Origin of the sequence: Myxococcus sp. RHSTA-1-4, from assembly GCF_020037125.1 — a bacterium.
Lineage (GTDB): Bacteria > Myxococcota > Myxococcia > Myxococcales > Myxococcaceae > Myxococcus.
In genome coordinates this window covers 72,192-97,039 of the sequence record NZ_JAIQDG010000006.1, presented here as the reverse complement: position 1 = coordinate 97,039, position 24,848 = coordinate 72,192, and the positions used below count along the sequence as shown (strand labels likewise).

Sequence of the window (24,848 nt, the reverse complement as noted above, 5' to 3'; positions counted from 1 at the left end):
CGGCCCGTCAGTAGCGGGGCAGGGTGGGGTCCACCTGGATGGAGTACAGGTCGATGCCGCCCCGCAGCGACACGGCATCCAGTCCCTTCGACAGCAGGTAGGCCGTGCCATCCAGGCTGCGGACGCCGTGGTGGCAGTAGACGACGACTTGCCGGCCGCGCAGGGCCTCCAGCTCGTCGGCGCGCTCGTCCAGCTCCGGCAGGGGAATGAGCACCGAGCCGGGAATCGCCACCCACTCGTGCTCGTCCGGGAATCGCACGTCGAGCAGCGCGGGGCGGGACTCGGGAGGGCCGGCGAGCAGCTCGGCGAGTCGGGTGGGGGTCATCTCCGGGATTGGCATGGCGGTGGCGCTCCTTGCGAAGGCTCAGGCGGTGCGGGCGGAGCAGAACTGCTCGTAGTCGATGAGCTCCACCTTCGCGCCCGGCGCGCACACCGGGCACTTCGAGTCCCGGCGCAGCTTCAGCTCCTGGAAGCGGGTGCCCAGCGCGTCGAAGGTGAGCAGCCGGCCGATGAGCGGCTCGCCTCGGCCGAGGATGAGCTTGAGGGCCTCGTTGGCCTGGAGCAGTCCGATGAGGCCGGGCAGCACGCCCAGCACGCCGGCCTCCGCGCACGAGGGCGCCAGCTCCGGCGGCGGCGGGGCGGGGTAGAGGCAGCGGTAGCAGGGGCCCTGGCCGGGGACGAAGGACGTCACCTGTCCCTCGAAGCGGAAGATGGAGCCGTGGATGTTGGGCAGGCCCCGCATCACGCACGCGTCGTTGAGGAGGTAGCGGGTGGGGAAGTTGTCCCCGCCGTCCAGCACCAGGTCGAAGCCCTCCAGCACGCGCAGCACGTTGTCCGAGGTGAGCCGCTCCTGGAAGGGCACCACCTTCACGTCCGGGTTGAGGGCTTCAATGGCCGCCCGGGCGCTGACCACCTTGGGCTGGCCCTGGAACTCGCGGGTGTGGATGACCTGGCGCTGGAGGTTGCTCAGGTCCACCACGTCCGAGTCGACGATGCCCAGCGTGCCCACCCCGGCGGCGGCGAGGTACAGCGCCGCGGGCGAGCCCAGGCCCCCCGCGCCCAGCAGCAGCACCCGCGCCTGGAGCAGCTTCGCCTGTCCCTCCTCGCCCACCTCCGGGAGGATGAGGTGGCGGCGGTAGCGCTCCTTCTGCGCGGCGGTGAGGACGAAGGGCTTCTCCACCGGGAGGGCCGCGTCGCTCCAGCGGTTGTAGCCGCCCGCCAGCGACGCCACGCGGGTGTAGCCCAGCTCCTTCAGCGTCTTCACCGCCAGGGCGGAGCGGGTGCCGCCCGCGCAGTAGACGACGAGCTCCTCGTCTCGCCCCGCCCGGTCCTCGATGCGCAGCTCCAGGTAGCCCCGGGGGATGTGCACGGCGCCGGGCAGCCGGCCGCCCGAGTACTCGTCCGCCTCCCGCACGTCGATGAGCTTCACCGGCGCCCGGGTGTCGAGCAGGCGCTTCACCTCGTCCACGGAGACCTCGCGAATCTCCTGCTTCACCCCGGCCAGCAGCTGTTGGAACGTCGGCGCCATGACGGCGGGTATAACCCGTAACCCCCGGGACGGCCGTCCGGATGTAGGCTCCGGGCAGCCAGCCGGCCGGGCCCATGGATTTTCCCGGCCCGGGCGTTATAAGGCGCGTCAAGGAGAGTATGGACATGGACAGCACGACGACGACTTCCGCCCCCGGCACCGCGCCGGTTCCCCAGGCCACCCCGGGCGTGGCCGTGCGCCTGACCGAGGCCGCCATCCAGCAGGTGAAGACGGTCATCAAGGCCCAGGGTTTCGAGGGCTACTTCTTCTCCATCCGCGTGGTGCCCGCCGGCTGCAGCGGCCTGGGCTACGACCTGAACCTGGTCAAGGAGAGCAAGGCCGGGGACGTCGTCTGGGAGCAGGACGGCGTGAAGATTGCCACCGACCCCATGAGCGTCCGCTACCTGGAGGGCACGGAGATCGACTACGTCTCCGCCATCACCGGCGCGGGCTTCAAGTTCAACAACCCGAACGCGAAGTCCTCCTGCGGTTGCGGCACGTCCTTCACCACCTGAGCGGCGGCGGCACCTGGGTTTCCACGGGCCGGGGCGGGGCGGAAGCCTCCTCCCCGGCCTTCATGTTTCCTGGGGACGGGTGCTCCGCCTCAGGCGCCGGCCAGGGGCTTCATCACCCTCAGCCAGGTCTGGTTCTCCTTCTGGCGAGCCAGGCGCTGGGCGCGGCGGGACTCGGCCTCGCGGAAGGCCTCGCGGTCGGCGTCCGTCTCCATGGACAGCGGCGGCACCAGCACCCGGCCCCCGTCCTTGTCGATGGCCACGAAGGTCAGCAGCGCGCTGGTGGTGAGGAACCGCTCCCCGGTGAGCGGGTTCTCCGCGTGCACCGTCACCCCCACCTCCATGGACGTGCGGAAGGCGGCCAGCACCCGCGAGTGCAGCAGCGCCACCCAGCCCACCTTGATGGGGGCATGGAAGTGCAGGTCGTCCATGGAGGCCGTCACGACCACCTGCCGGCAGTGGCGCTGCGCCGCCACCGCCCCGCAGATGTCGATCCACTCCATCACCTTCCCACCGAAGGCGGCGTTCAGGTTGTTGGCGTCCGGAGGGAGGATGAGCTGGGTCATCACCACCTCCGAGTCCTTGGGGTTCTTGGGAGTCAAATCAGGCATGTCGCACCCTGGGTTATAGGACGGGGAGTCAGATGTTCGGGCGAGGTGTTGGCTCGCGGATGGCTCCAGGCTCCAACGCGGCACACGGGAGAGAACGCGTTGCCGTTCGAGGCCCTCGTCCCTATCAGTGTGGACATTGCTTTCCACCCAGGAAGCAACCCCCTTCCTTCTGGAGACCCCCGTGTCCTCGTCTTCCGCCACGTCCGTTTCCGCGCGCTCCGTGCTGCCCCTGGGCTCGTCGGCCGATGAGCTGCTCCGCCAGGTGGATGACCTGAAGGCGGCGGAGCTGGACTCGCTGCCGTTCGGGATGATCCAACTGGACCGCGACGGCCGCATCCTCAAGTTCAATCAGACGGAAGCGAAGCTGGCCCGCATCAACCGGGACCGGCAGATTGGCAGGAGCTTCTTCGACCAGGTGGCTCCGTGTACCAAGGTGCGCGAGTTCTACGGCCGCTTCCAGGAGGGGCTGGCCCGGCGCAACCTCTATGAGACGTTCGGCTTCGTCTTCAAGTTCGACCATGGCTGGCGCAACGTGGCCATCACCATGATGTACAGCGACAAGACGGACAGCGTGTGGGTGCTGGTGTCGCAGCAGTCGGTGACGCCGCCTCCCGCCGCGAAGTAGGGCGGGGGCCTCAGGCCAGGAAGGTGGAGACGCGGTCGAGGAACTCCTCGCGCCCCCGGCCGCGCCGGATGTCCTGGGTGGACACGTCCATGATGAGGCAGTCCACGCCGTACTTCTCCTGGAGGACGAGGGGGAAGCTCGCGTAGTAGCCGTTGAGGCCGCGCAGGAACTGGGGGCGGATGCCCTTCTCCTCCTCGCGGCCGCGGGTGCGGATGCGCTCGAGGAGGACGTCCACGCTGCCCACCTCGAAGCAGATGACGCGGTCGGGGCGGATGATGTGGCGAGACAGGCGCTGGAAGTACTCGTAGTACAGGTCCAGCTCCGCGTTCGTCATGTGCCCCAGGCCGTGGAGGTACTTGGCGAAGATTTCCGGGTCCTCGTACAGCGTGCGGTCCTGCACGCAGCTGCGGCGGTACGAGTGGATGAGCTCGTGGTGCTCCACGCGGCGGATGAGGAACTCGAGCTGGAGCGTGAAGGACCAGCGCGACATGTCCGCGTAGTAGTCGCGCAGGAAGCGGTTGTCGATGACGGGCTCGTCGAAGAGCTCGTAGCCGAAGTTCTGGCTGATGAGCTTCGCCGCCGTCGTCTTGCCCGCGCCGATGTTGCCCGCCAGCGCCACGAAGCGCCGGGCCTTGGGGACCTTCACACGCACCGTGTTGCGGGGACGGGAGGCCGGGGCGGCTTCCCCGGCGGGGGCGGCCGGTGGCACGGCCGAGCGCTGGCGCGAGGTGGGGCGAGGCATGGAACCAGGGCTTAACCCGGCTTCGAAGGGGCGTCCATAAGCTGCCTCAGGAGGTCCGGCCGGTCGGTCATGATGCCTCCGACCCCTTCCTGTAGCAGTTGCTTCATCTCGGCCGGGTCATCCACCGTCCAGACGTTGACCCACTTGCCGCGCGCGGCGCACTCGCGGAGGAAGCCCGGGTCGATGAGGCGGATGTCGCCGAAGTACAGGGGCATGTCGAGCACGGTGAAGCGCGGGTCGTCCGGGGGCGTGTCCCCGCCGCGCAGGGTGATGACAAAGGCGGCCAGCGCGTCACGCGGGTAGAAGTGGCAGGCGTCCGGGAGCCGGGCGGCGAGCCGCTCTCCCACGGTGTCCTGCTCGCTGCCCATGCACACGCGCTCCAGCGCGCCCTCCTCCTTCAGGAGCAGGGCGAAGGCGTCCTCGATGCCGGGCACGTCCGGCTTCAGCTCCACGTTGAGGCGCAGGGAGGGGAAGGCGCGCAGCACCTCGCGCAGGGTGGGGATGCGCACGCCCCGTCCGCGGAAGGGGAAGGTGCGGCCCTCGTCCGGGGTGAAGCCGTGTCCCGCGTCCAGGCGCCGCAGCTCCGCCAGGGTGAGGGCGGCCAGGGGGCCGGTGCCGTCGGTGCAGCGCTCCAGCGTGTCGTCATGGGCCACCACCACCTCGCCGTCGCGGGTGAGGTGCACGTCCAGCTCCAGCATGTCCGTGCGGTAGCGCTCCACCGCCTGGCGGAAGGCCTCCATCGTGTTCTCCGGCGCCAGCGCCGAGCCCCCCCGGTGGGAGATGTGCAGCGTGGGCCGCAGGCCCCGGAGGAAGGGAAGCTGTGAAGGGGACATGCGGCCCATTGTAGCGGCAGCGGCGGCCCGGCCGGGCAGGACTGTTGAGGCGGGAGAGGAGGCGCCCTGGCGCGCTCGAGGTCCGCCGCGGGCCGGAAATACGAAGGCCGCGGCCCCCTGGAGGGAGGCCGCGGCCCGGTACTTCAGGTCAGGCAACGTCTACGGCTGGCGCTTGGTGCCCGGGGTGGGCAGCACGACCTCGAAGTCGGTCGAGTTGTTGTTCGTGTCCAGCACCTTGCCGGTCGCGTCGGGGTTCACCTTGCGCTGGTAGGACACGTTGTTGGTGTTGTTCTCGAAGAGCGAGGACGGCGTGCCCTCGACGAAGGAGAACTCCCTGTCACCCGCGCCCGTCGCGATGGTCCCGGTGAAGACGGTGGGGGGCGCCTGGGTGGAGGTCTCGTACCAGAGCACATCGGTCAGCACGCCGGTGGGGTAGTAGAGCAGGGCGACCGCGTCGTCCGAGCCGTTCTGGATGAGGTCCGTGAGCGGGGTGGTGACGGTGACGCGCAGGGTGCCCGCGGGCAGCTCGCTGGTCACGGTGGCGGGACCCACCACGAGCAGCGCGCCGGGGGCGAGCGTGTCGGTGTCGGTGGTTCCGTCGGTCACCGAGGTCAGTTCGATGCGGCGGTACTCCTGGCGGTTGGTGGCCGGGGTGGTGCCGGAGGGGCTCGCGTTGATGAGCACCACCACCATGTTGCCCACGTGCACGGGCGCGTCGGAGTTGTTGATGATCTCGATGAACTCCCTGTCGTCCGGGTTGCTCGTACCCGCGGGCGGGACATTGTCGTACTCCAGCTCGTTGATGATCAGGCCTTCGGGCGCCGTGTCACTGCCGCCCCTGAAGCCGGCGGTGGCGGTGGTGGTGCTCACGTCCGCCCCGTTGGTGCCCTTCAGGCCCGTCACCGTCACGGTGTAGCGGGTGCCCTCGGCCTGGGCCGCGGTGGTGAGCTTCACCTTGTTGCCGGTGACCTCCACCGCGCTGACGGCGAGCGCCGGGGTGATGGCGAAGTCCTCGGCCTGCACGGTGGCCGCGTCCACGCTCACGTTGAAGAGCACCTCCGCCGAGGTGGCGCCCAGCGAGCGCGCGCCCGTCACGGTGACGGGGCAGGCCACGATGAGGTCGCTGGCGCGGAACGGGGAGACCTGCGCCGTGGTGCCGAAGCGGCCGTAGGGCACGGCCACCGCGGTGAAGTTGCACTGCTGGGCGAGGCCCGACTCCGTCACCACGGTGTTGGGGATGCGCAGGAGGAAGCTGTTCGACGGCGTGGGCGAGCCCTCGGTGGTGAAGGTGAAGGTCTTGAAGCTGGTGCCCGAGTTGGTGGCGGGGCCGGCCACCGTGCCGCGCACCTGCACGAGGTCCGACTCGTAGGCCGCGAGCGCCGCGGTGCTCGTCACGTCCGTGCGGCTGCTGATGTCCACGGTGAGACCCGGGGTGCCGGCGTCCACGAGGTTCTGCACGGGGGTGCCCTGGCTCTCGCGGGTGAGGCCGGTGATGGCGCTCGCCTGGTTGAGGCCGTTGAAGACGGTCTTCTCCGTCACGGAGAAGGAGATCTTGTCACCCACCGCGAGCGCGGGGGTCTGGGCGGCGGCGTCCAGCTTCACGAAGAGGGAGGGGCCCGGCGCGGTCGCCTGCACGTAGAAGCCCGCCGGCGTGGAGCCGACCGCGGGCGAGATGTACGTGACGTACACGTTGTTGATGGGCAGCGCCGGGCTCACCGGGGTCGCGCTGCCGTTGGTGTTGGCGGTCGCCGCGAGGAACGCCTGGATCTGCGTGTTCTCGGGGCTGCTGATGTCCGCGGGGATGTCCGACGTCCCGGCATCCGTGCCCGCGTCGGTGCCCGAATCCGTGCCCGCGTCGGTGCCGGCATCCGTCCCGGCATCATCCGTGGAGTCGGGTACGCAGGCATTGGCCGTGCAGACATAGCCGGAGGCGCAGTCAGTCGCCGTCTCACATTCGTTGTCACGGCCGGAGCAGGCCACCGCGGTGAGCGCGGTGAGACCCGCCACCAGCACCAACCGCCCATTGCGAATCACCATTGGATCATGCCTCCAGGAAGCTTCGTAGGTGGTCCCGCTCTTACACTGCCCCCCGGGGAGGCGTCCATCGCGGGCCGGTTGGGACGGATCCGTCACAAGGCCGTGATTTCCCTCGGAGACACGCGCGGCACATCCACCCACGCTTCATGCGCGGAGGGAGGCTGCGGAATCCGCATCCAGGCGCGCGGGCGTGATTCCCGATACCGGCAGCCGCTGAAGGACAGTGATGATCCACCGCCTCTCATCCTCCCTGTGGAGGGCTGCTTCTTTTTCGGGATTGTCCGGTCCTGTCGGGTACCCACCGAAGCGGGTAGGGCCGTTGGCTCCCCCTAGCTGGTGATTGTGGGTAAGCTCAGGAAAAGTACGCTCCATCCACCTCCAGACAGTCGCCCCATCCCTCCGTGAGCTCGCCCCAGACGGCCATTCCGTTCGGAAACTACCTGCTGATCAAGCGGCTCGCCGTGGGAGGCATGGCGGAGCTGTTCCTGGCGCAGCGTCCGCCGGACCCGGAGCTGGTCGTCCTGAAGCGGATCCTCCCCTACCTGTCGGAGGAGCCGGAGTTCGTCCAGATGTTCCTGGACGAGGCACGCATCGCCGCGCAGCTCCACCACCCCAACATCGTGCAGGTGCACGAGCTGGGGAACTGGGAAGACAGCATCTTCATCGCCATGGAGTACGTGGAGGGCGTGGACCTGCGGCGCGTGGTGGCCGAGGAGGCCAAGTACGGCGCCACGGTGCCCTACGGCGTGGCGGCGCGCATCTGCGCGAACGTGGCGGCCGGGCTGGACTACGCGCACCACAGCCGGGGCGTGGACGGGCGCCCGCTGGAGCTCATCCACCGCGACGTCAGCCCGCAGAACGTGATGATTGGCTACGACGGGCGCGTCAAGCTGGTCGACTTCGGCATCGCCAAGGCCGGCGCGTTCATGGAGCGCAGCAAGCCGGGCGTCATCAAGGGCAAGTTCCTCTACCTGGCGCCGGAGCAGGTGTCGCAGGAGCGGCTGGACCACCGCGCGGACATCTTCGCGCTGGGCACCATGCTGTACGAAATCACCACCGGCAAGCAGCCCTTCGCCAAGCCCACCACCGAGGGCATCCTCTACGCCATCCGCTACGAGGACCCGGCGCCGCCGCACCTGATGCGCGACGACTACCCGGAGGCCCTGTCGCGCATCATCATGCGCTGCCTCACCAAGGACCGCGGCCAGCGCTACCAGCGGGCCGCGGCGGTGCGGGCCGACCTGGAGTCCTTCCTCGACTCGGGCGTCCTCCGGCAGAGCCTGGACGTGTCCGAGTACATCGCCCGGCTGATGGGCGAGGAGGAGGAGCGCACCATCCTCCACATCCCCGTGGCCCGTGGCGCCGGACGCAGGGACGCCACCATGCCGCTGCCGGGCTCCCGGCTCCCGCAGGCGGCCGAGCCACCGCGGCTTGCCTCCCTCCTGGAGACGACCTCTCCCACGCTGTCGGCCACCTCGCCCCACGCGGAGCCCCAGGCCGTGCAGCCCACGCCGGGCCTCACCGCCCGGCCCACGCCCCGCCGTACCTCGGGGGACGCGCTGCCGGTGCCCGCCTACACCGACGAGCCCGAGCCCGCCACGCAGATGGCGCGCCCGCGTGAGCTGCCCACCGGCATGCGGGAAGACGACGAGGACGGGGACGCGGAGGTGGCCACCGCCATCAACACCACGCCGGCCGGCTACCGGCTCGCGGCCGAGGTGGCGGCGGAGCTGGACGTGGAGGACGGCGAGCACACCGTGCCCATCCGGGCCCGCGTCCGCGACGAGCGCCCCCGGACGCCCTCCGCGCCGCCGGTACCGCAGGCGCCCGTGCGCCGCTCCGGCCCCCACGCCGAGCCCCCCGTCTCCCCGCGTCCGTCCGCCCTCCTGGAGCCGCAGCGCTCGCGCCGCGTGTCGCCGCCGGCACCGGCTCCCGCCGCCGCGCCGCCGCGCCGCACGCCCCGTCCGGACGAGGAGGCGTCGCAGTCCGTCTCCATCACGCCCCCCATGGCGCCGGCGCCCCGCCGCGCCTCCGTGCTGGACGTGGACGAGGAGGTGTCGCAGTCCGTCTCCATCACTCCGCCCACGGTGAGCCAGCGGGCCGCGTCCCGTCCCGTCCCGCCGCCCCCGCGGATGGCCGCTCCGGACGAGGAGGACGACTACCTCCCCACCGACTCCGGCATGTCCACGGTGGAGCACACGGATCCGACGCCCACCCTGCGGCCGGATCCGGACGACGATGAGTCCACCGCCGGCTACGACAACTCCGACGGCGGCGATGAGCTGTCCGCGGCCACCCAGGCCAATCCGTCACGGCGCTGGTTCCCGATGATGCTGGTGGCCGCGGGTGGCGTGCTGCTGCTCGTGCTCGGCGCCGGTGTCATCTGGGCCCTGCGGCCTCAGTGGTTGCCAGTGACTCCGCCGCCGGGCATCTCCGCTCCCATCGGGCAGCCGTCCTCGAACCCGGAACCCGGACCCGCTCCGGAGAACCCGGGGCCTGCCGTGGAGCCGCCTCCACCGGGAGGCGAGGAGCCCGTGGTGCAGCCACTGGCGGCGGACGCGGGCAGCGAGCTCGTGCTCCCGGCTCCTGGCACGGACACGGACGCGGCGGACGCGGGAAGCGCCCTCGTCCAGGAAGTGGCGGACGCGGGCACTCCGGCGCCCACGCTGGTGGAGGTCCGCTTCGAGGCCCCCGCCCGCACGGTGCTGAGGCAGGAGGGCGGAGAGCGGCTGCCCATCAACAAGGTCGTCTCCCTGCCGCCAGGCCGGATTCGCGTCCGCTACGACTGCCCGGGACGTTGGACCCCCAAGGGTACAAAGTCCTACCTCGTACAGCCGGCGAGTGAGGGGCCGCTCGTACTCCAGGTTCCCTGCCGGGGACGTCGCTAGTCGTGTCGGGCACTTGGCCTGTATGCGGCATCCTCCCCCTGGGGCGGACAAGTGGGCCCTGGTGGGCTTGAGTGCACTTAAGTCGTTGGAATTCCTAGGTTTTCATCACCGCGCGCGCGTTGCGGCATGTCAGACCGGCCCGTAGAATCCGTGGCCCTTATGGCGCGCCCGAAGAATCAGAAAAGCGTAGTCAAGAAGAGGAGTTACACGGCCGGCCGGGTGGCCCGGCAGCTTCCCATCGCCCCGGAGCCCAACAGGCTCCTGAAGGTATGGCGTCGCGTGCTCGAGCGTCGTTTGCGCACGCGTCTCCGCGCGAAGGTGGCGGTGGAGATCCACGACAACACGCACACCATGCTGACGTTCCAGCGTCAGCGCGCGTTGTGGCGCCTGCGGTTGCACCACATGTTCCTGGCCGCGCCGGACGACGTGGTGCAGGCGCTCGCCAGCTTCGTGCGCAACGGGGACCCGGACGCGAGCGTGCACCTGGACCGCTACATCGAGCGCAACCGGGCCTACATCCGCCGGCTGTCCCCGGCGCAGATGCGCAAGCGCATCCGGCTGGAGCCGGAGGGCCAGCACCACGACCTGGAGCGCATCTTCGCGCGGCTCAACGAGCGGTACTTCGAGAGCCGCATCGACGCGGCGATTACCTACGGCCCGGCGCCGCGGGTGAAGGGCCCCCGCAAGAGCATCAAGATGGGCTCGTACTCGGCGGACTCGAAGGTCATCCGCATCCACCCGGCGTTGGATCAGCCGATGGTGCCCCGCTACTTCGTGGAGTGGATTGTCTTCCACGAGATGCTCCACCACGTGTACCGGACGCGGCGGGGTGATGACGGGCGGCGCTGCATCCACCCGCCCGAGTTGATGGAGCACGAGAAGCGCTTCCACGACTACTCGCGCGCCCTGGCCTGGGAGCGGGAGAACCTGGACCTGCTGCTGCGCGCCCGCGTCTCCCCGTGAGGCGGGGCGCCCCCTCCCCGGTGCTCAGGGGAGGATGAGGCCGCCGGGGCTGCGCCGCTCCTGGGAGGGGGCGGGCGCGGACGCGGGGGCCTCGCCGGAGTCGGGGGCCGGCGCGGCCTGGGCCCCGGCCCGGGCTCCGGCGGCGGCCACCAGGGCGAGCACCTTCTCGAAGAGCCGCTCGACGAAGCGGGAGAAGGGCTCGTCGAGGCCGTGGTGGAGGCGGCGGGCCTCGCCTCGCGCCACGTCCGCCTCGCGCGGGCGGCCGGTGCGCTCGAGGTAGTCCGCCATCCGCCACAGCCGCAGGGCGTAGCGCTGGCGGCCCTCCGAGGCGAAGAAGTCGCGCGCCACCGCGCGCACCGCCGCCTGGAGCTGCTCCTGGCGCTGCACGTCGCTGAGCGCCAGCGGGCTGTGCATCACCTCGTCCATCTTCTGGAGCAGCCGCTTCACCTCGGGCTCCGGGGGCAGCCACGTGGCCATCTCCGGTGTCTCGTGGAGCACGTCGCCCTCCAGGGCACGGCGCACGTCCTCGGGCTCCGGCGGGGGCAGGGCGGTGGGCTCCAATTGGGGCTGCACGCCGAAGTGGCGCAGCGCCACCTCCAGGTCCGGAGGGAAGGGCGTGTGCGAGCGGAGGTTGGTGCCGGCCGCCTCGGCCAGGAGGGTGGCGGCCTCGTGCATCGGCAGCTCCATGGTGCCGCCGTGCGCCAGGCCCTCCTTGAGCAGACGCCGCCAGTTGCCGCGGCTCTTGTCGCCCACGCGCAGCTCCACCACGCCCAGCACGTCGGAGACGACCGCCTGCACCACCTCCACGCCACCGCCGCGCAGCACGCGGGCGAGGACGAGTGCCCGCTCGCCGGCGCTCGTAATCGTGGACGCCATGGCCGGCAGGGCCTCCGGAGCCGGTGCGGCGGCGCGCGGGGGCTCGGCGGGGGCGGGGCGCGGGGCCTCGGCCACGGCGACGCCTCGCGAGCGCAGCCGGTACAGCGCCTTCTTCGCGGCCTTGGCCAGGGGCTTCACGGACGAGGCCGACAGGGCCTCGGCGAGGGCGGGCTGGCCCTCCAGCACGGCGGCCTCCAGCACTGCGGCGGCCAGGGGCTCCGGCAGGGCCTCCACGGCGGCGGCGGTGGCCGAGCCCACGTCCCGCGCGAGCGAGCGGGCGGCCTCGACGGCGCCGGCGGGGAAGGTGGGCAGGGGCGTGCCGGCGCGGAGCGCGTCCAGGAGGGGGCGGGGTTCAGTGGAGCTCATGCCCGCGCCTTCTACTGCACGTGACGCGGCCTGGGGCACGGGACGCGCGGGCCTTGCGCCCACCAGGCCACACTCGGCGCGTCTGCCTCCGCGCCGGCGGCGGCGCACGTGCCGGCTTCTCGCGGACTCCGTCACCCCCCGCTCCGGCTGGAGCCGCTCGTCGCCCCCGCCAGCTCCGCCCTGCCTGTCGTCGTCCGCGGCGCCAGGCTTGTCGCCGCCCACGCCCTCAGCGGCGGCGCACCAGCCAGCTCCGCCCGGACTCCGCCACCACCACCAGCTCCGACTGGAGCCGCTCGCCGAAGATGCGCGAGGGGTGGACGCCGCGCACCAGGAAGTGGTCGTACCAGACACCCTGGGTGGCGTAGTCCATCTGCTGGGGCTGCCACTCGGAGGGGAAGGTGGGAGGCACCTCGCCGGCGTAGCGCAGGGGCGAGTGGGGCGTGGAGGCGAAGGTGAAGTTGGGCACGCCCCCTCGCGCCCGGGCCAGCACCGCGGCGCCGTGGAGGAAGACGGGGAAGCGCACCACGCGCGACTGGCTGTCGAAGACGAGCCCCATCACGCGGGGCCGGGGCGCCGTCGCGGCCACCAGCGGCTCCCACTCGGATGCCTCGCGCGAGAAGGCGCGGTAGCCGCGCACCATGACGAAGGCCAGCACCAGCGCGCTCGCGGCGGCGGCCAGCCTCAGGGGCCGGCGCCACTCCGGAATCGTCGCGGGCGCGGTGGCCACCAGCAGCGCCGCGGCCAGGTGCGCGTAGCGCGTGTTGAGGTAGTAGACGTAGCCGCGGATGTCGAAGGGCAACAGGAAGTAGAGCGCCAGCGCCAGCAGCCCCAGCCCCGGCAGCCGCGCCCCGGCCACCCACCCTCGCGAGCCCGGCGCCCCCGGGCGCACCAGCCCCGCCACCCACCCGGCCACCGCCACCGCGCCCACGGCGTACAGCGCCCACCGGTCCGAGCCGTCCCGGAACGTGTTCGCGAGCACGTCGAAGAACTCGGCCCGGTTCTGCTCGAAGCTCTTCCAGGCCAGGTTCTGCGGGGAGAACGTGGGGCCCCACGCCTTCCATGGCACCCCGGGCTGGATGTCCGGCGGCTCGCCGAAGCGCAGCACCACCCAGCCGAGGAAGAGCGCCACGCCGGGCACCACGCCCAGCAGCGCCGGCACGCGGGGCCGCAGCCGCGCCACCAGCCCCCGCGCGGTGGCGTCCTCCGGCACCGCCGTGGTGAGGAGCAGCCACGGCAGCCCGAAGGCGAGGAAGCCGAAGGCCTGGACATGGAAGAGCAGCACCGCCACCAGGCACGCCGCCAGCCCGCCGGCCCACGCGCGGCGGCGGGGCACGTCCTCCAGCGCGCGCACGAAGAGGCCGCAGCACAGCAGCGTCAGCGGCAGCGCCGCGCAGTAGTTGACGAACCCCCAGCCGAAGCTGTCGCCATAGGCGAAGGGCAGCGCCAGCAGGGACGGCCACGCCGGCCGGCCCAGGCCGCGCAGCAGGAAGCCCAGCCCCAGCGGCAGCCCGACGACATAGGCGGTGAGGAAGACGCGGTTGGCCATCTCCAGGGGGAGCAGCCAGTTGAGCGCGCTGACGAGGTAGTAGTAGCCCAGGTACGGCGTCAGCGCGTGCCGCGCGGCGAACAGCTGCGGGTACAGCGTGGTGGGGTCGTCCAGCCGGTGCAGGACGGAGATGAGGTACAGGTGCTGCGGCAGGTCCGCCATGGGCAGGTAGCGCGAGGCCCACAGGGGCAGCGCGCCCAGCACCAGCGCGGCGGCGTAGACGAGGCGTTCGTTTCGGTTCGTCACGGAGGGCGCGGACTGTACGCGCCGCCTCCCGCCCCGGCGAGCAGGGCGTACGGCCAGGTTGGCTCGTGACGGGTAGACAAAGGTGCGGCCCTCGTCCTTGGCAGGGGGCGGGGGCTGGGGTATAGGCGCACGGCGAGAGCGGGTGCCGTGGCGGTATCCCGGAGGAGAGCGGACATGACACGCATCGCGACGATGGTGGCCGCGGGGCTGATGGCCGGCGGGTTGTTGCTGGCGCCGGGTGCGGCGCACGCCTGTGAGGCCCATGCACGCGCCGCCGCCGAGTCCCAGAAGGCAGAGCCCGAGGCGGCGGATTCCAAGGCCTCGCAGCGCGGCGAGGTGGAGCGCCCGCTGGACGCGCTGGACTCGCTCATCGCCGGCAAGTGCCAGTGCGGCAGCAAGGCGGACTGCACCTGCAAGAAGGGCTCGTGCGACTGCGCCAAATGCAAGAAGCCGAAGCGGCAGGTGATGGACGCGCTGCGCGGCCGTCCCGCCGAGCTGAAGCTCGAGGAGGCGCGCTACGACGCCTCCGCCGGCATCTTCATCTAGGTGTGCCGGCGGAGCCCTTCTCCGCCTTGACCACCAGCAGCGGCGGCAGGGCCACGCGCTCGAAGCGCACCAGTCCCGCCGCGGCGGCCTCCGCGCGCAGCTCGCTTTCGCCGCGCGGGTGCAGGCCCAGCTTCCGGTGGACCCGCGCCGTGGGCGCCCCTGGAGGCACGTAGGTGCTGGCCACCCAGCGTCCACCCGGGCGCAGCACGCGGGCCACCTCCAGCATCATCCGGCCCAGGTCCGCCACGAAGTGGAGCGAGCCGGCCATCAGCACCGCCCCCAGCGTGCCGTCCTGGAAGGGGAGGTAGGGCGCCTCGGCGCGCAGGAAGTCCACCGTCGCTCCGGCCTCGCGCGCCTGGGCCACGCCTTCCTCCAGCATGGCGCGGGAGACATCCATCCCCGCCACCGGTGGGAAGTCCGGCTCGCGCGCCAGCCGCCGCGCCAGCATCCCCGTGCCACAGCCCACGTCCAGCACCGGCGCCTCCGGGCGGCCCAGCAGGCTCCGGTACAGGAGGTACTCGCTGTCGCGGTCCAGCGACTGGCGGGTGAGGGCTCGGTCCAGCACGGGGCGCACGTAGCGCTCGTAGGAGCGCGCCACCCAGCGCTGCTCCATGCCGCGCTGCATCGCGCCGGCGGCGGAGTGCTCCACCGTGAGGTCCGCCACGCCCTCGGCCACGGGAAAGGTGGCGCGGCACTCGCCGCAGCGCAGCGGGCCGAAGAGCAGCACCGGGGCGTCCGCCTCCGGCTGGAGGCCGCCACGGCGGCAGCGGGGACATCTCAGGAGGGGAACGAGCGCGCGCCGCATGGGGCCGTCGAGGCTACCACCCCGGCCCCACACGAGAACCGCTTTCCGAAGCGCCGCTCAGGCGGACGGGGCGGGGCGCGTCACGCGCTTGTCCTCGGCCACCAGCACCGGCCAGCCGCGCGCCATGGCCTCACGGAAGAAGGCCGCCAGCTCCCGCCGGCTGTGATTCACCGCGCCCAGGAAGGGGTCGATGAGCGCCTCCTCGCCCAGGCTGCGCGTGGAGTTCAGCTCCACCGGGCTGCCGCAGCGCTCACAGCGGATGGAGACCTGTCGCACCAGCGCCACCGGCACCGCATAACGGGCGCCACACTCGCCACACTTCCACACCAGGGCGCGCTCGCCGGCCTCGCGCCGGGCCAGGTTCTCCAGCTCGTCCGCCAGCCGCAGCAGCGCCGGGAGGTCCTGGGGCGGCTGGGCGAAGACGGCGGAGGGGCCGAAGCCCGCCTCGGGCGCGCCCAGCGTGGGGGGGCGGTCCCCCTGCAGCAGGGCGCGCAGTCTGTCTCGGGCGCGCACGTCGCGGAACTCGGCGCCGGTCAGGGCGCGCTCCACCGCCTCATGTACCGGAGGCAGCTCCGGCTCGAGGCGCTCATCGTCCGGCAGCGACTGGGGGTAGTTCACCAACCGGTGCGCGGGGACTGCGAGGAATCGGAAGGCCACGCCTGCTCCATTGCACCCCGCCCGTTCCGGCGCAAGGCGCGAGTTGGCAATTGTCCGCTGCCGGGATTTCCTCCGGCCGCCCCTATGCCGACCACTCCAGCATCCGTTGGAGCGGCGCCCGGGCGGCTTCCCTCAGCTCCTCCGGCATCACCAGCTCCGGCGTCCGGTCCTTCATGCACCGCCAGAGCTTCTCCAGCGTGTTCAGCCGCATGTACGGGCACTCGTTGCACGCGCACCCGTTGTCCGGAGGGGCGGGGATGAAGGTCTTGTCCGGCGCCCCCTTCTTCATCTGGTGGAGGATGCCCGCCTCCGTCACCACGATGAACTTCTCCTTCGGGCTCTTCAGCACGTAGTCCAGCAGCGCCTTGGTGGACCCGATGAAGTCCGCGTGCCGCAACACCGCCGCCTCGCATTCCGGATGCGCCACCACCTCCGCCTCCGGGTGCTCCACCTTCAACTGCACCAGCCGCTTCTCGCTGAAGATTTCGTGGACGATGCAGCTGCCCGGCCACAGCACCATGTCGCGACCGGTCTGTTTCATCACGTAGCGCCCCAGGTGCTGGTCCGGGGCGAACAGGACCTGCCGGTCCTTCGGAACCTGGTTGACGATCTTCACCGCGTTGGAGGACGTGACGATGACGTCACTCATCGCCTTCACCGCGGCGGAGCTGTTGACGTAGCTCACCACGAACGCCCCGGGGTGCTTCTCCTTGAAGGCCTTGAAGGCCCCCGGAGGGCACCGGTCCGACAACGAGCAGCCCGCCTTCAGGTCCGGCAGCAGCACCTGCCGCGCCGGATTGAGGATCTTGGCCGTCTCGGCCATGAAGTGCACACCACAGAAGACGATGACGTCCGCCTTCGTCGCCGCCGCCGCCTGCGCCAGCGCCAGGCTGTCTCCCACGAAGTCCGCGAGGTCCTGGACCTCGCTCTCCTGGTAGTAGTGGGCCAGGATGACCGCGTTCATGGAGCGCTTGAGCTCCTGGATTTCCCTCGCGTAATCCACTTCGGTGCCCATGGCACCTCCTTAGGATCCGACATTTAACCGGGTCTTGGATGGTCGGCCAGGGTGCGGTTTACCCCACCGTCCGGCGACCGGGCGGTCGAGACCCGGGCTGCCGGGCCTTATCGAACATCGCCCCTGTCCTCATGCAGGGCACTCCCTTCCCTGAGAGGTCCGGTAAGATGAACGGCAGAGCCGGACGCTACGCATGGGCCGCGAGCCCATTGCGACTGGGGCTTTCGGAAACAGGGGGCTGAGAGATGGGCGCCGTCGGGACCTCCCGGCGGGGCCGCGGCATGCAATTCATATCTCCCAGACCTGAGAGGTCGTGCTTCCGAAGACAGTTCTGACGCCCGGTGGAGGAGGACATATGACCGTGACGACGCGCGCAGTGCTGGTCGTGCACCCGGAGGCGGAGCGTCGTATTCAGCTTCGGGCCGTGCTGGCGGGCTACGAGATACTCGAAGCCGCCAACCGCCAGGAGGCGGTCGAATTCCTGACACGGACGACGCCCGTGTTGGTGCTCACCCATCCCGAGTTCTTCTCCCGGCTGCTGAAGGACCTGGAGCGCTACGCCCCGCGCGCCATCCGCGCCGTGTTGTGCCCGCGAGACAACCCCCGCACGCACCACAGCCTGGTGGACGTGGCGGCCGCCGGACACATGTTCTTCACCCTCGACGACGAGCCCTCGCCCGCGCTGCGCCGCGCGGTGCTGGAGCTGCTGGAGCTGCGCGAGTCCGAGCGCCGCACGCCGCAGGGCACGCTGGAGGCGCGCTTCGTGGCGGACGGCACCGCCTTCCGCGCGGAGTTGCTGGACGTGGGCACGGGCGGGCTGGGCCTGCGCCTGGAGCCCAGCGTGCGAATCGAGCGGCTGACGCCGGGCACGGAGCTGGAGGGCCTCCAGGTGTTTCGCGGGGAGGCGCTGGTGCTGCGCGCCGGCCACGCCACGGTGCGCATGGTGCGGCCGCTGCGCGCGCAGGACGGCGGAGGCTTCCACCTGGGCGTGTCCCTGGAGCGCCCCGTGGAGCACGCCCGCTCCAGCCCCGCGCCGCTCCTGCAGGACGCGGTGCGCATCCGCGGCCTGATGCGCCGCGCCGTGCGCGCGGGCGTGGGCTTCGGCCTGCGCACGCACGAGGGCAACCGGCTGGTGGACTTCGCCGCGGCCGAGGTGAACCCGGAGGCCTCCCGCCTGGTGCTGCGCGAGCAGACGCGCCCCGGTGCGCTCTTCCACCCCGGTGACGTGGTGCAGCTCTGCCTGGACTTCGGCGGCGTGTGCCACGTGGGCACCACGGCGGTGCTCGAGGTGGAGGAGCACCAGCTCGAGGTCGCACTGCCTCGCTCGCTGAGCCTGCACCACCGCCGCAACAGCCTGCGCTTCCGCTCCACGGCCGAGCGGCCGTTCGCCGTGTCCTTCGACTCCCCCTTCACCGGGGAGCCGCTCTACCGGCCCCTGCTGGACCTGCACACCGGCGGCTTCGCCTTCCCCTTCGACGCCAGCCGCGAGGTCTTCCCGCCCGGGCTGTTCCTGGACGAGGTGACGCTGCACCTGCCGGACGGCACGCGCTCGCGCTGCCGCGCCCAGGTGCAGGACACCGGGCAGCTCACCGTCACCGACGAGGGCGGCAGCATGAGCCGGCCCCGCCGCTGCGGCGTGCGAATCCTCGAGCTGGCGCCGCAGGCGCGCACCGCCATCCTCGACGCCTTCATCAAGGCCCGCTGCCCGGACGCGCGCGATGGCTCGGAGCTGGCCTTCCCCGACATCTGGGATTTGTTCCGCGCCGCCGAGGTGCGCTTCCCGGACTACCCGTACCATGACGGCCCCCCGCAGGAGGCGCTGCTGGCCGGCCACCGGACGCTGGGCAACGGCTCTCACGGGCTGTCGAAGACCATCGTCTACCAGCGCGAGGGCCGGCTCTACGGCCACATCTCCGGCCTGCGCATCTACTCGCGCACCTGGCTGTCCCAGCACCTGGTGGTGCGGCCGGGCTACCACCGGCACGAGTCCATCTCCCAGGAGCTCGTCGCGCTCGCGGCCGACTACGCGGAGAGCCTGGAGGACGTGGAGTACCTGCGCGCCCTCTGGCGCTGCCGCAACCGGTGGACGTCGCGCATCTACGGCGCCATCGCCAGCCGCCTGGAGCGCCCGGGCCTGAGCTGCCTGCACGCCTTCACTCCCTGCCGCCTCCCGGTGGACGCGGCGCTGCCGCCCGCTCGCGAGGACCTCCGCGTGCGCCCGGCGGCCACGTCCGACCTGCGCTGGCTGGAGCAGTACCTGCGCGAGACGCAGGACGTGGTGCGGCTGCGCAGCTCGGACCTGGTGGAAGGGGAGATGTCGCTGGGGACGCTCTCGGGCCGCTACACGGACGCGGGCCTGCGGCGCGGCCGCTCCATCGCCCTGGTGGAGGGCGCCAACGGCCCCAAGGGCTTCGTCCTCATGGAGGACTCCACGCCGGGCCTCTTCTGGGCCGAGTGGTACAACGCCTTCTCGCTCGTCATGGTGGAGCAGGACGCCCAGGAGGCGGACGCGGTGCGCCACGCGCTCGTCGCGCACGCGGTGGCGGACTCGGCCCGGCGCGGCCGCTCCACCGCGGAGTGCCTGGCCACGGACGCGGACCTGCCCGTGCTGGAGGGGCTGGGCTTCCACAACCTCGGCAAGGTGATGGAGTTCACCGCCCACCGCCGGCTGGTGCGCGACTGGAACGCCTACCTGCTCGCCGTCTTCGAGCGGCTGGCCGCCAACCCCCGCGGCACCACCAAGCTGGACGACAAGGACATCGCGGCATGAGCTACCTGATGCAGTCGGACGAGGAGGTGAGGCGCCTGAAGGCCCAGGCGAGCGCCAGCTCCTATGCGGACCGGCTGCGGCTGACGGGCCTGGGACCCGGCCAGGTGGCGCTCGACGCGGGCTGCGGCCCGGGCATCATCACCGCGGAGATGCTGGACCTGGTGGGGCCCGGGGGACGGGTGGTGGCCATCGAGCCGCTCGCCGAGCACCTGGCGGCGGCGCGCGCGCTGCTGGCGGGGCGGCCCAACGTGGAGCTGCTCCAGGGCGCGCTGCCGGACACGAAGCTGCCCTCGGACACCTTCGACTACGTCTGGTGCCAGTACGTCTTCGAGTACCTCGCCGAGCCCCGGCCCGCGCTGGAGGAGCTGGTGCGGGTGGCGCGGCCCGGGGGCAAGGTGGTGGTGGCCGACATCGACGGGGTGGGGCTCTGGAACTGGCCCTTCCCGGAGGACCTCCAGCAGGAGAGCCAGAAGCTCCTGCAGGCCCTGCGCGACGCCCGGTTCGACCTGCACGCCGGCCGGAAGATGTTCCACCTCTTCCGGAAGGTGGGGCTGGCGGACATCCGGGTCCACCTCTCCCCCTTCTACGTGGCGGCGGGGCCGGTGGACTCGCGGCTGCACGAGGACTGGGTCATCCGCTTCCGCACCCTGCGTCCGCTGGCGGAGCGGGCGTTCGGGGGAGCGGAGCCCTATGACGTCTTCTGCCGACGCTTCCTCGCCCTCCTGGATGACCCCGACACCCTCAAGTATGCGATGGTGTTGACCACGGAAGGAGTGAAGCGTTGACCGTCCCCGCGGACCTGGCGACCGCACCGCCAGCCCCCGACACGCCCGAAATCAGCGTCAGGATGTTTCGCGCCCTGCTGCTGCACTACGAGCGCACGTACGGGCGTGAGCGGCTGCAGCGCGTCTGGCGCCGCGAGGGACTGCCCTTGTCGCTGGAGTACGTGGAGACGCTCACCAACTTCGTCTCCCTGCACTTCACCGAGCGTCTCTTCGACGTGCTGGACAGGGACTCGGGGGACCCGGACTTCATCACCAAGGCGGGGCGCCGCATCGCCAGCCCGGAGGCGGTGGGCTTCCTCTTCTACATGATGAAGGCGCTCGCCACCCCGCGCAGCGTCTACGAGCGCGCGCTGGAGCTGGACCACACGTACAACCGCGTGGGCGGCTTCCGCATCCTGCAAATCACCGACTCGTGGGTGAAGGTGCAGTACTCGAGCCGCATCCGCGAGAGCAACCGCAACCTCTGCCGGACGCGGCAGGCCAACCTGTCCGCCTTCCCCACCGTCTGGAGCCTGCCGCTCGCCGAGGTGAAGGAGGTGCAGTGCCAGGTGGAGGGCGCGCCCTGCTGCGAGTACGAGTGCCACTGGCAGAACCTGCCGCCGCTGGCGTGGCGCTTCTTCGCGGGCGGGCTGGTGGGGATGCTGGCGGGGCTGGCGTCCTCCACGCTGGACCTGGCGCCGCCCGTGTTCGCGGTGACGTCGCTGGGCGCGGCGGGGGTCGCGGCCGGGGCCTGGCTGGATACGCGGACCGCGCTGCGCCGCAAGGACGTGCAGCTCTCCGAGCAGCACCAGGGCCTGCGCACCTCGCTGGAGGATTTGCAGCGGCGCAACGAGGAGATATTCCGCGCCAACGTGGCCCTGGAGGACCGGGTCGCCGAGCGCACCCAGGCGCTGTCCGAGGCCAACGCCAAGCTGGAGCAGTCCCTCACCCGGCAGCAGGAGCTGGACCGGCTCAAGAGCGAGTTCTTCGACAATGTGAGCCATGAGCTGCGCACGCCGCTCACGCTCATCCTGCTGACGCTGGAGTCGCTGCAGAAGCGGGCGGAGTCGCTGCCGCCGGTGGTGGACCAGCACGTGGCCACCATGGAGCGCAGCGCCCAGCGGCTCCTGCGGCTCATCAACAACCTGCTGGACCTGGCGCAGCTCGAGTCGGGCAAGGCGCGGCTGCGCTACCAGCCGCTGGAGCTGCACGGCTTCCTGAGCTCCGTGCTGCCGCCCTTCTTCACCATGGCGGAGCGGCAGGGCGTGTGGCTGAAGCTGGAGGGCTCCGAAGTCACGCCCGTCCAGGTGGACCACGAGCGCATGGACATCGTGTTCCAGAACCTGCTGTCCAACGCGCTCAAGTTCACCCACAAGGGCGGGGTGACGGTGCGCGTGCACGAGGACGCCAACGACGTGCACGTGGAGGTGGAGGACACCGGCCCGGGCATCTCCCCGCAGGACGTGGCCGTCATCTTCGACCGCTTCGCCCAGGCGGACAACAGCGGCACCCGGCGCTTTGGCGGCACGGGCATCGGCCTGGCGCTGGTGAAGGAGACGCTGGAGCTGCACGCGGGCGGCATCACCGTGAAGAGCGAGCTGGGCAAGGGCTCCACCTTCCACGTCCGGCTGCCCAAGGGCACGGCGCACATCCGCGAGGAGCTGCGCGAGCGCCGCCGCCAGGACACGCTCGTCCTTCCGGTGCGCCGCGAGCGCCGCATCTCCGGCGCCTTCCCCGCGCTGGAGACGGGAGGGCCCGCCGGCACCGTCTCCTCGTCCGCGCCCGCGAGGGACCACGCGGGGCCGCACCCGGATGCGTCCCGCGTGCTGGTGGTGGAGGACGACGCGGAGATCCGCCGCTTCATCGCCGGGCTGCTGTCGCAGAACTACCAGGTGCTGGAGGCCGTCAACGGGGACGACGGGCGGCAGCGCGCGCTGACGGAGCGGCCGCACCTCATCGTGTCGGACGTGATGATGCCGGTGATGTCCGGCCTGCAGATGCTGGAGGCGCTGCGCGCGGACCCGCGCACGGTGGACATCCCCATCATCCTCCTCACCGCGCGCCAGGAGGTCTCCGCCAAGGTGGAGGCCCTGGGCACCGGCGCCAACGACTACCTGGGCAAGCCCTTCAGCCCGCGCGAGCTGATGGCGCGCATCGAGACGCAGCTGCGGCTGCGGGAGGCGGCGGTGCGCGCCGCGGAGAACGAGCGGCTGGCGGCCATCGGCCTGCTCACCTCGGGCTTCGCGCACGAGGTGCGCAACCCGCTCAACGGGCTGATGAACGCGCTGCAGCCGCTCAAGGACATGCTGGCGTCCGGGGCGTCGGACGCGGAGCTGGGCAAGGCCATGCTGGAGGTGGTGGAGGAGTGCGGCCAGCGCATCCGGCACCTGGCCGAGTCCCTGCTGTCCTTCACCCGCACCAGCGACACCCCGGTGCCGCTGTCCCTGGACGCCTCGCTGGACTCCACGCTCAGCGTGCTTGCCTGGAAGGTGCCTTCCGGCGTGACGGTGGAGCGGGCCTACCAGTGCCACGAGATGCTGATGGGGGACCCGGGCACCCTCAACCAGGTGTGGCTCAACCTGCTGGACAACGCCCTCAAGGCGGTGGGCGAGCGCGGGCTGGTGAAGGTGGCCACCGTGTGCAAGGGCGACGAGGCGGTCGTCACCATCAGCGACAACGGGGTGGGCATCCGCAAGGAGGACATGGAGCGGCTCTTCCAGCCCTTCTTCTCCACTCGCGCGGCGGGCGAGGGGACGGGCCTGGGGCTCGCCCTCAGCCGGCGCATCATCCTGCGTCACGGCGGGCACATCTCCCTCAGCAGCACTCCGGGAGAGGGCACGCAGGTGGAGGTGCGCCTGCCGCTGCGCCCCCCGTCCCTTCCCACCTCGGGGGGGCTGGGTGAGGGCGCACTGGAGCCCCGGGTCGGCCGGCTCGCCTGAGGTGGGCCGGTGGGTCAGCGCCCGCCCGGACTCGGAGTGGGTCGCCCGCTCCAGTGGGTAGGGAATTCTGCATGTGCCCAGGTGTCCTTCTGGGCACCCTCCGCGTGTCTGCTACAGTCACGCTCCTTTTTCGTTACACCCGTCCTTCAAGGATTTCACCGCATGCACGAGATTGCTGCCGGTCTCGCGGAGACCCGCAAGGGGCACCCGCGAGGGCTCTACCTCCTGTTCTTCACCGAGATGTGGGAGCGCATGTCGTATTACGGCATGCGCGGCCTGCTGGTGCTCTTCCTCACCAGCAAGGTGAACGGCGGCTTTGGCTGGTCCACCAGCGAGGCGCTCAGCCTGTACGGTACGTACACCGGCCTGGTGTACCTGACGCCCATCGTGGGTGGTTTCATCGCGGACCGGTTCATCGGCCAGCGCAAGGCGGTGGTGCTGGGCGGCACGCTGATGATGATTGGCCACCTGCTATTGGCCCTGCCCACCGTGGCCATGTTCTACGCGGGCCTGGGCTTCCTCATCATCGGCAACGGCTTCTTCAAGCCGAACATCTCCACCATGGTGGGAGGGCTGTACGAGCCCGGTGACGGCCGCCGCGACAGCGCCTTCACCATCTTCTACATGGGCATCAACCTGGGCGCGGTGCTGGGCAACTTCATCTGCGGCACCCTGGGTGAGCGGGTGGGCTGGCACTGGGGCTTCGGCGCCGCGGGCGTGGGCATGTTCCTGGGCCTCGTGGCCTTCCTGTCGCTGCAGAAGAAGCTGCTGGGCAAGGTGGGCCTGACGCCGGTGAAGCCGGAGGCCAGCGCCGAGAAGGCGGAGTCTTCCGGTGAGAAGAAGGGCTTCACCCGCGAGGAGATGGACCGCGTCATCGTCATCTTCATCATCGCGCTGTTCGTCGTCGCGTTCTGGACGGGCTTCGAGCAGGCCGGTGGCCTGATGAACCTCTACACGGACCAGAAGGTGGACCGCGGCATGTTCGGCTGGGAGGTGCCCACCACGTGGTTCCAGAACTTCAACTCGGCCTTCATCGTGCTGCTGGCGCCGGCCTTCGCCGCGCTGTGGAGCTGGCTGGCGGCGCGCGGCAAGGACCCGAGCATCCCGGTGAAGATGGGCCTGGGGCTGCTCTTCCTCTCCATCGGCTTCCTCTTCATGCTGGGCGCGTCCGACGAGAGCGCCGCGGCGGGCAAGGCGGCGGCGTGGTGGGTCATCATGGCCTACCTGTTCCACACCATGGGGGAGCTGTGCCTGTCGCCGGTGGGCCTGTCCATGGTGACCAAGGTGGCCCCGGCGCGCATCGTCTCCGCGATGATGGGCGTGTGGTTCCTGGCGAACGCGGCGGCCAACAAGCTGTCCGGCGTCATCGGCGGCTACTCGGAGAAGCTGGGCGAGTTCGACGTGTTCCTCTACATCACCATCGGCACCGGCATCGCGGGCGTCATCCTCCTGGGCGTGGCCCCCATCCTGAAGCGGATGATGCACGGCACGGATGAGGTGAAGCCCGCCGCTCCGGCCCACCAGACGCAGGGCGGCACCGCGGCGGCGGCCTGATTCCGGGCTCCTTCCGTGAAACGGA

At 71.2% G+C, this 24,848-nt stretch carries 20 protein-coding genes; 9 read left to right on the top strand and 11 right to left on the bottom strand.

The window, feature by feature from the left end; genetic code table 11:
- Positions 1-7: 7 nt before the first annotated feature.
- Together K8638_RS11135 and moeB are read right to left on the bottom strand one after the other, a co-directional pair.
- Complete coding sequence (locus K8638_RS11135; protein ID WP_223754447.1) at positions 8-340, bottom strand: rhodanese-like domain-containing protein; 333 nt, start codon at positions 338-340, stop codon at positions 8-10.
- 24 nt (positions 341-364) lie between these two features.
- Entirely contained in the window at positions 365-1,528 is a 1,164-nt protein-coding gene (moeB, locus tag K8638_RS11130) for a molybdopterin-synthase adenylyltransferase MoeB (protein WP_223754446.1), read from the bottom strand.
- Positions 1,529-1,653: 125 nt separating this feature from the next.
- Between moeB and K8638_RS11125 the strand changes: the two genes are divergently transcribed.
- On the top strand, positions 1,654-2,043 hold the full coding sequence (locus tag K8638_RS11125; protein ID WP_223754445.1) for an iron-sulfur cluster assembly accessory protein: 390 nt from the start codon (positions 1,654-1,656) through the stop codon (positions 2,041-2,043).
- Positions 2,044-2,132: 89 nt separating this feature from the next.
- On the opposite strand, the gene K8638_RS11120 is transcribed toward K8638_RS11125, so the two are convergent.
- A complete protein-coding gene (locus K8638_RS11120; protein ID WP_223754444.1) occupies positions 2,133-2,651 on the bottom strand; it encodes an acyl-CoA thioesterase in 519 nt (172 codons plus the stop codon).
- A 181-nt stretch (positions 2,652-2,832) separates the two neighbouring features.
- Between K8638_RS11120 and K8638_RS11115 the strand changes: the two genes are divergently transcribed.
- Complete coding sequence (locus K8638_RS11115; RefSeq protein ID WP_223754443.1) at positions 2,833-3,276, top strand: PAS domain-containing protein; 444 nt, start codon at positions 2,833-2,835, stop codon at positions 3,274-3,276.
- Positions 3,277-3,286: 10 nt separating this feature from the next.
- Here the strand turns inward: K8638_RS11115 and K8638_RS11110 are convergent, their stop codons facing one another.
- The 3 genes from K8638_RS11110 to K8638_RS11100 form a co-directional block, all read right to left on the bottom strand.
- Positions 3,287-4,018 (bottom strand): deoxynucleoside kinase, encoded by a 732-nt coding sequence (locus tag K8638_RS11110; protein WP_223754442.1) that lies wholly within the window; start codon positions 4,016-4,018, stop codon positions 3,287-3,289.
- A gap of 11 nt (positions 4,019-4,029) precedes the next feature.
- A complete protein-coding gene (locus K8638_RS11105; protein ID WP_223754441.1) occupies positions 4,030-4,851 on the bottom strand; it encodes a glycerophosphodiester phosphodiesterase in 822 nt (273 codons plus the stop codon).
- Between the two features lie 159 nt (positions 4,852-5,010).
- Positions 5,011-6,888: a hypothetical protein gene (locus tag K8638_RS11100; protein WP_223754440.1), complete on the bottom strand. Its 1,878-nt coding sequence runs from the start codon at positions 6,886-6,888 to the stop codon at positions 5,011-5,013.
- A gap of 401 nt (positions 6,889-7,289) precedes the next feature.
- Between K8638_RS11100 and K8638_RS11095 the strand changes: the two genes are divergently transcribed.
- Together K8638_RS11095 and K8638_RS11090 are read left to right on the top strand one after the other, a co-directional pair.
- Complete coding sequence (locus K8638_RS11095) at positions 7,290-9,776, top strand: serine/threonine-protein kinase (RefSeq protein ID WP_223754439.1); 2,487 nt, start codon at positions 7,290-7,292, stop codon at positions 9,774-9,776.
- 219 nt (positions 9,777-9,995) lie between these two features.
- On the top strand, positions 9,996-10,739 hold the full coding sequence (locus K8638_RS11090; RefSeq protein ID WP_223754438.1) for a hypothetical protein: 744 nt from the start codon (positions 9,996-9,998) through the stop codon (positions 10,737-10,739).
- Positions 10,740-10,763: 24 nt separating this feature from the next.
- Here K8638_RS11090 and K8638_RS11085 read toward each other — a convergent pair whose 3' ends face one another.
- Positions 10,764-11,981 carry a hypothetical protein gene (locus K8638_RS11085; RefSeq protein WP_223754437.1) on the bottom strand — a complete coding sequence of 406 codons (1,218 nt, stop codon included), beginning with the start codon at positions 11,979-11,981 and terminating at the stop codon, positions 10,764-10,766.
- A gap of 226 nt (positions 11,982-12,207) precedes the next feature.
- Positions 12,208-13,773 (bottom strand): hypothetical protein, encoded by a 1,566-nt coding sequence (locus K8638_RS11080; protein WP_223754436.1) that lies wholly within the window; start codon positions 13,771-13,773, stop codon positions 12,208-12,210.
- A gap of 174 nt (positions 13,774-13,947) precedes the next feature.
- Between K8638_RS11080 and K8638_RS11075 the strand changes: the two genes are divergently transcribed.
- A complete protein-coding gene (locus K8638_RS11075) occupies positions 13,948-14,319 on the top strand; it encodes a metallothionein (RefSeq protein ID WP_223754435.1) in 372 nt (123 codons plus the stop codon).
- Here K8638_RS11075 and K8638_RS11070 read toward each other — a convergent pair.
- The 3 genes from K8638_RS11070 to nadA form a co-directional block, all read right to left on the bottom strand.
- Positions 14,312-15,124, bottom strand: coding sequence for a class I SAM-dependent methyltransferase (locus K8638_RS11070; RefSeq protein ID WP_223754434.1), 813 nt, complete (start codon positions 15,122-15,124; stop codon positions 14,312-14,314). The genes K8638_RS11075 and K8638_RS11070 overlap by 8 nt on opposite strands.
- A gap of 57 nt (positions 15,125-15,181) precedes the next feature.
- The gene (locus K8638_RS11065; protein ID WP_223754433.1) at positions 15,182-15,781 is read right to left on the bottom strand and encodes a hypothetical protein; all 600 of its coding nucleotides are present in this window, start codon (positions 15,779-15,781) and stop codon (positions 15,182-15,184) included.
- An 82-nt stretch (positions 15,782-15,863) separates the two neighbouring features.
- Positions 15,864-16,796 (bottom strand): quinolinate synthase NadA, encoded by a 933-nt coding sequence (nadA, locus tag K8638_RS11060; protein WP_223754432.1) that lies wholly within the window; start codon positions 16,794-16,796, stop codon positions 15,864-15,866.
- Between the two features lie 355 nt (positions 16,797-17,151).
- Between nadA and K8638_RS11055 the strand changes: the two genes are divergently transcribed.
- The 4 genes from K8638_RS11055 to K8638_RS11040 all read left to right on the top strand — a co-directional run bounded on the left by K8638_RS11055 (position 17,152) and on the right by K8638_RS11040 (position 24,823).
- Positions 17,152-19,566, top strand: coding sequence for a hypothetical protein (locus K8638_RS11055; protein WP_223754431.1), 2,415 nt, complete (start codon positions 17,152-17,154; stop codon positions 19,564-19,566).
- Entirely contained in the window at positions 19,563-20,351 is a 789-nt protein-coding gene (locus K8638_RS11050) for a methyltransferase domain-containing protein (protein ID WP_223754430.1), read from the top strand. Before K8638_RS11055 ends, K8638_RS11050 begins: the two co-directional genes overlap by 4 nt.
- Positions 20,348-23,269 carry an ATP-binding protein gene (locus K8638_RS11045; RefSeq protein WP_223754429.1) on the top strand — a complete coding sequence of 974 codons (2,922 nt, stop codon included), beginning with the start codon at positions 20,348-20,350 and terminating at the stop codon, positions 23,267-23,269. Before K8638_RS11050 ends, K8638_RS11045 begins: the two co-directional genes overlap by 4 nt.
- Positions 23,270-23,431: 162 nt before the next feature.
- Positions 23,432-24,823, top strand: coding sequence for a peptide MFS transporter (locus K8638_RS11040; RefSeq protein WP_223754428.1), 1,392 nt, complete (start codon positions 23,432-23,434; stop codon positions 24,821-24,823).
- Positions 24,824-24,848: the final 25 nt, after the last annotated feature.

What these genes read in the sequence shown, in the direction of transcription:
- K8638_RS11055 (WP_223754431.1), top strand. Translation starts at nt 17,152, where the DNA reads ATGACCGTGACGACGCGCGCAGTGCTGGTCGTGCACCCGGAGGCGGAG.
- K8638_RS11075 (WP_223754435.1), top strand. Translation starts at nt 13,948, where the DNA reads ATGACACGCATCGCGACGATGGTGGCCGCGGGGCTGATGGCCGGCGGG.
- K8638_RS11120 (WP_223754444.1), bottom strand. Translation starts at nt 2,651, where the DNA reads ATGCCTGATTTGACTCCCAAGAACCCCAAGGACTCGGAGGTGGTGATG.
- K8638_RS11125 (WP_223754445.1), top strand. Translation starts at nt 1,654, where the DNA reads ATGGACAGCACGACGACGACTTCCGCCCCCGGCACCGCGCCGGTTCCC.
- K8638_RS11105 (WP_223754441.1), bottom strand. Translation starts at nt 4,851, where the DNA reads ATGTCCCCTTCACAGCTTCCCTTCCTCCGGGGCCTGCGGCCCACGCTG.
- K8638_RS11085 (WP_223754437.1), bottom strand. Translation starts at nt 11,981, where the DNA reads ATGAGCTCCACTGAACCCCGCCCCCTCCTGGACGCGCTCCGCGCCGGC.
- K8638_RS11040 (WP_223754428.1), top strand. Translation starts at nt 23,432, where the DNA reads ATGCACGAGATTGCTGCCGGTCTCGCGGAGACCCGCAAGGGGCACCCG.
- K8638_RS11100 (WP_223754440.1), bottom strand. Translation starts at nt 6,888, where the DNA reads ATGGTGATTCGCAATGGGCGGTTGGTGCTGGTGGCGGGTCTCACCGCG.
- K8638_RS11135 (WP_223754447.1), bottom strand. Translation starts at nt 340, where the DNA reads ATGCCAATCCCGGAGATGACCCCCACCCGACTCGCCGAGCTGCTCGCC.
- moeB (WP_223754446.1), bottom strand. Translation starts at nt 1,528, where the DNA reads ATGGCGCCGACGTTCCAACAGCTGCTGGCCGGGGTGAAGCAGGAGATT.
- nadA (WP_223754432.1), bottom strand. Translation starts at nt 16,796, where the DNA reads ATGGGCACCGAAGTGGATTACGCGAGGGAAATCCAGGAGCTCAAGCGC.
- K8638_RS11050 (WP_223754430.1), top strand. Translation starts at nt 19,563, where the DNA reads ATGAGCTACCTGATGCAGTCGGACGAGGAGGTGAGGCGCCTGAAGGCC.
- K8638_RS11070 (WP_223754434.1), bottom strand. Translation starts at nt 15,124, where the DNA reads ATGCGGCGCGCGCTCGTTCCCCTCCTGAGATGTCCCCGCTGCCGCCGT.
- K8638_RS11110 (WP_223754442.1), bottom strand. Translation starts at nt 4,018, where the DNA reads ATGCCTCGCCCCACCTCGCGCCAGCGCTCGGCCGTGCCACCGGCCGCC.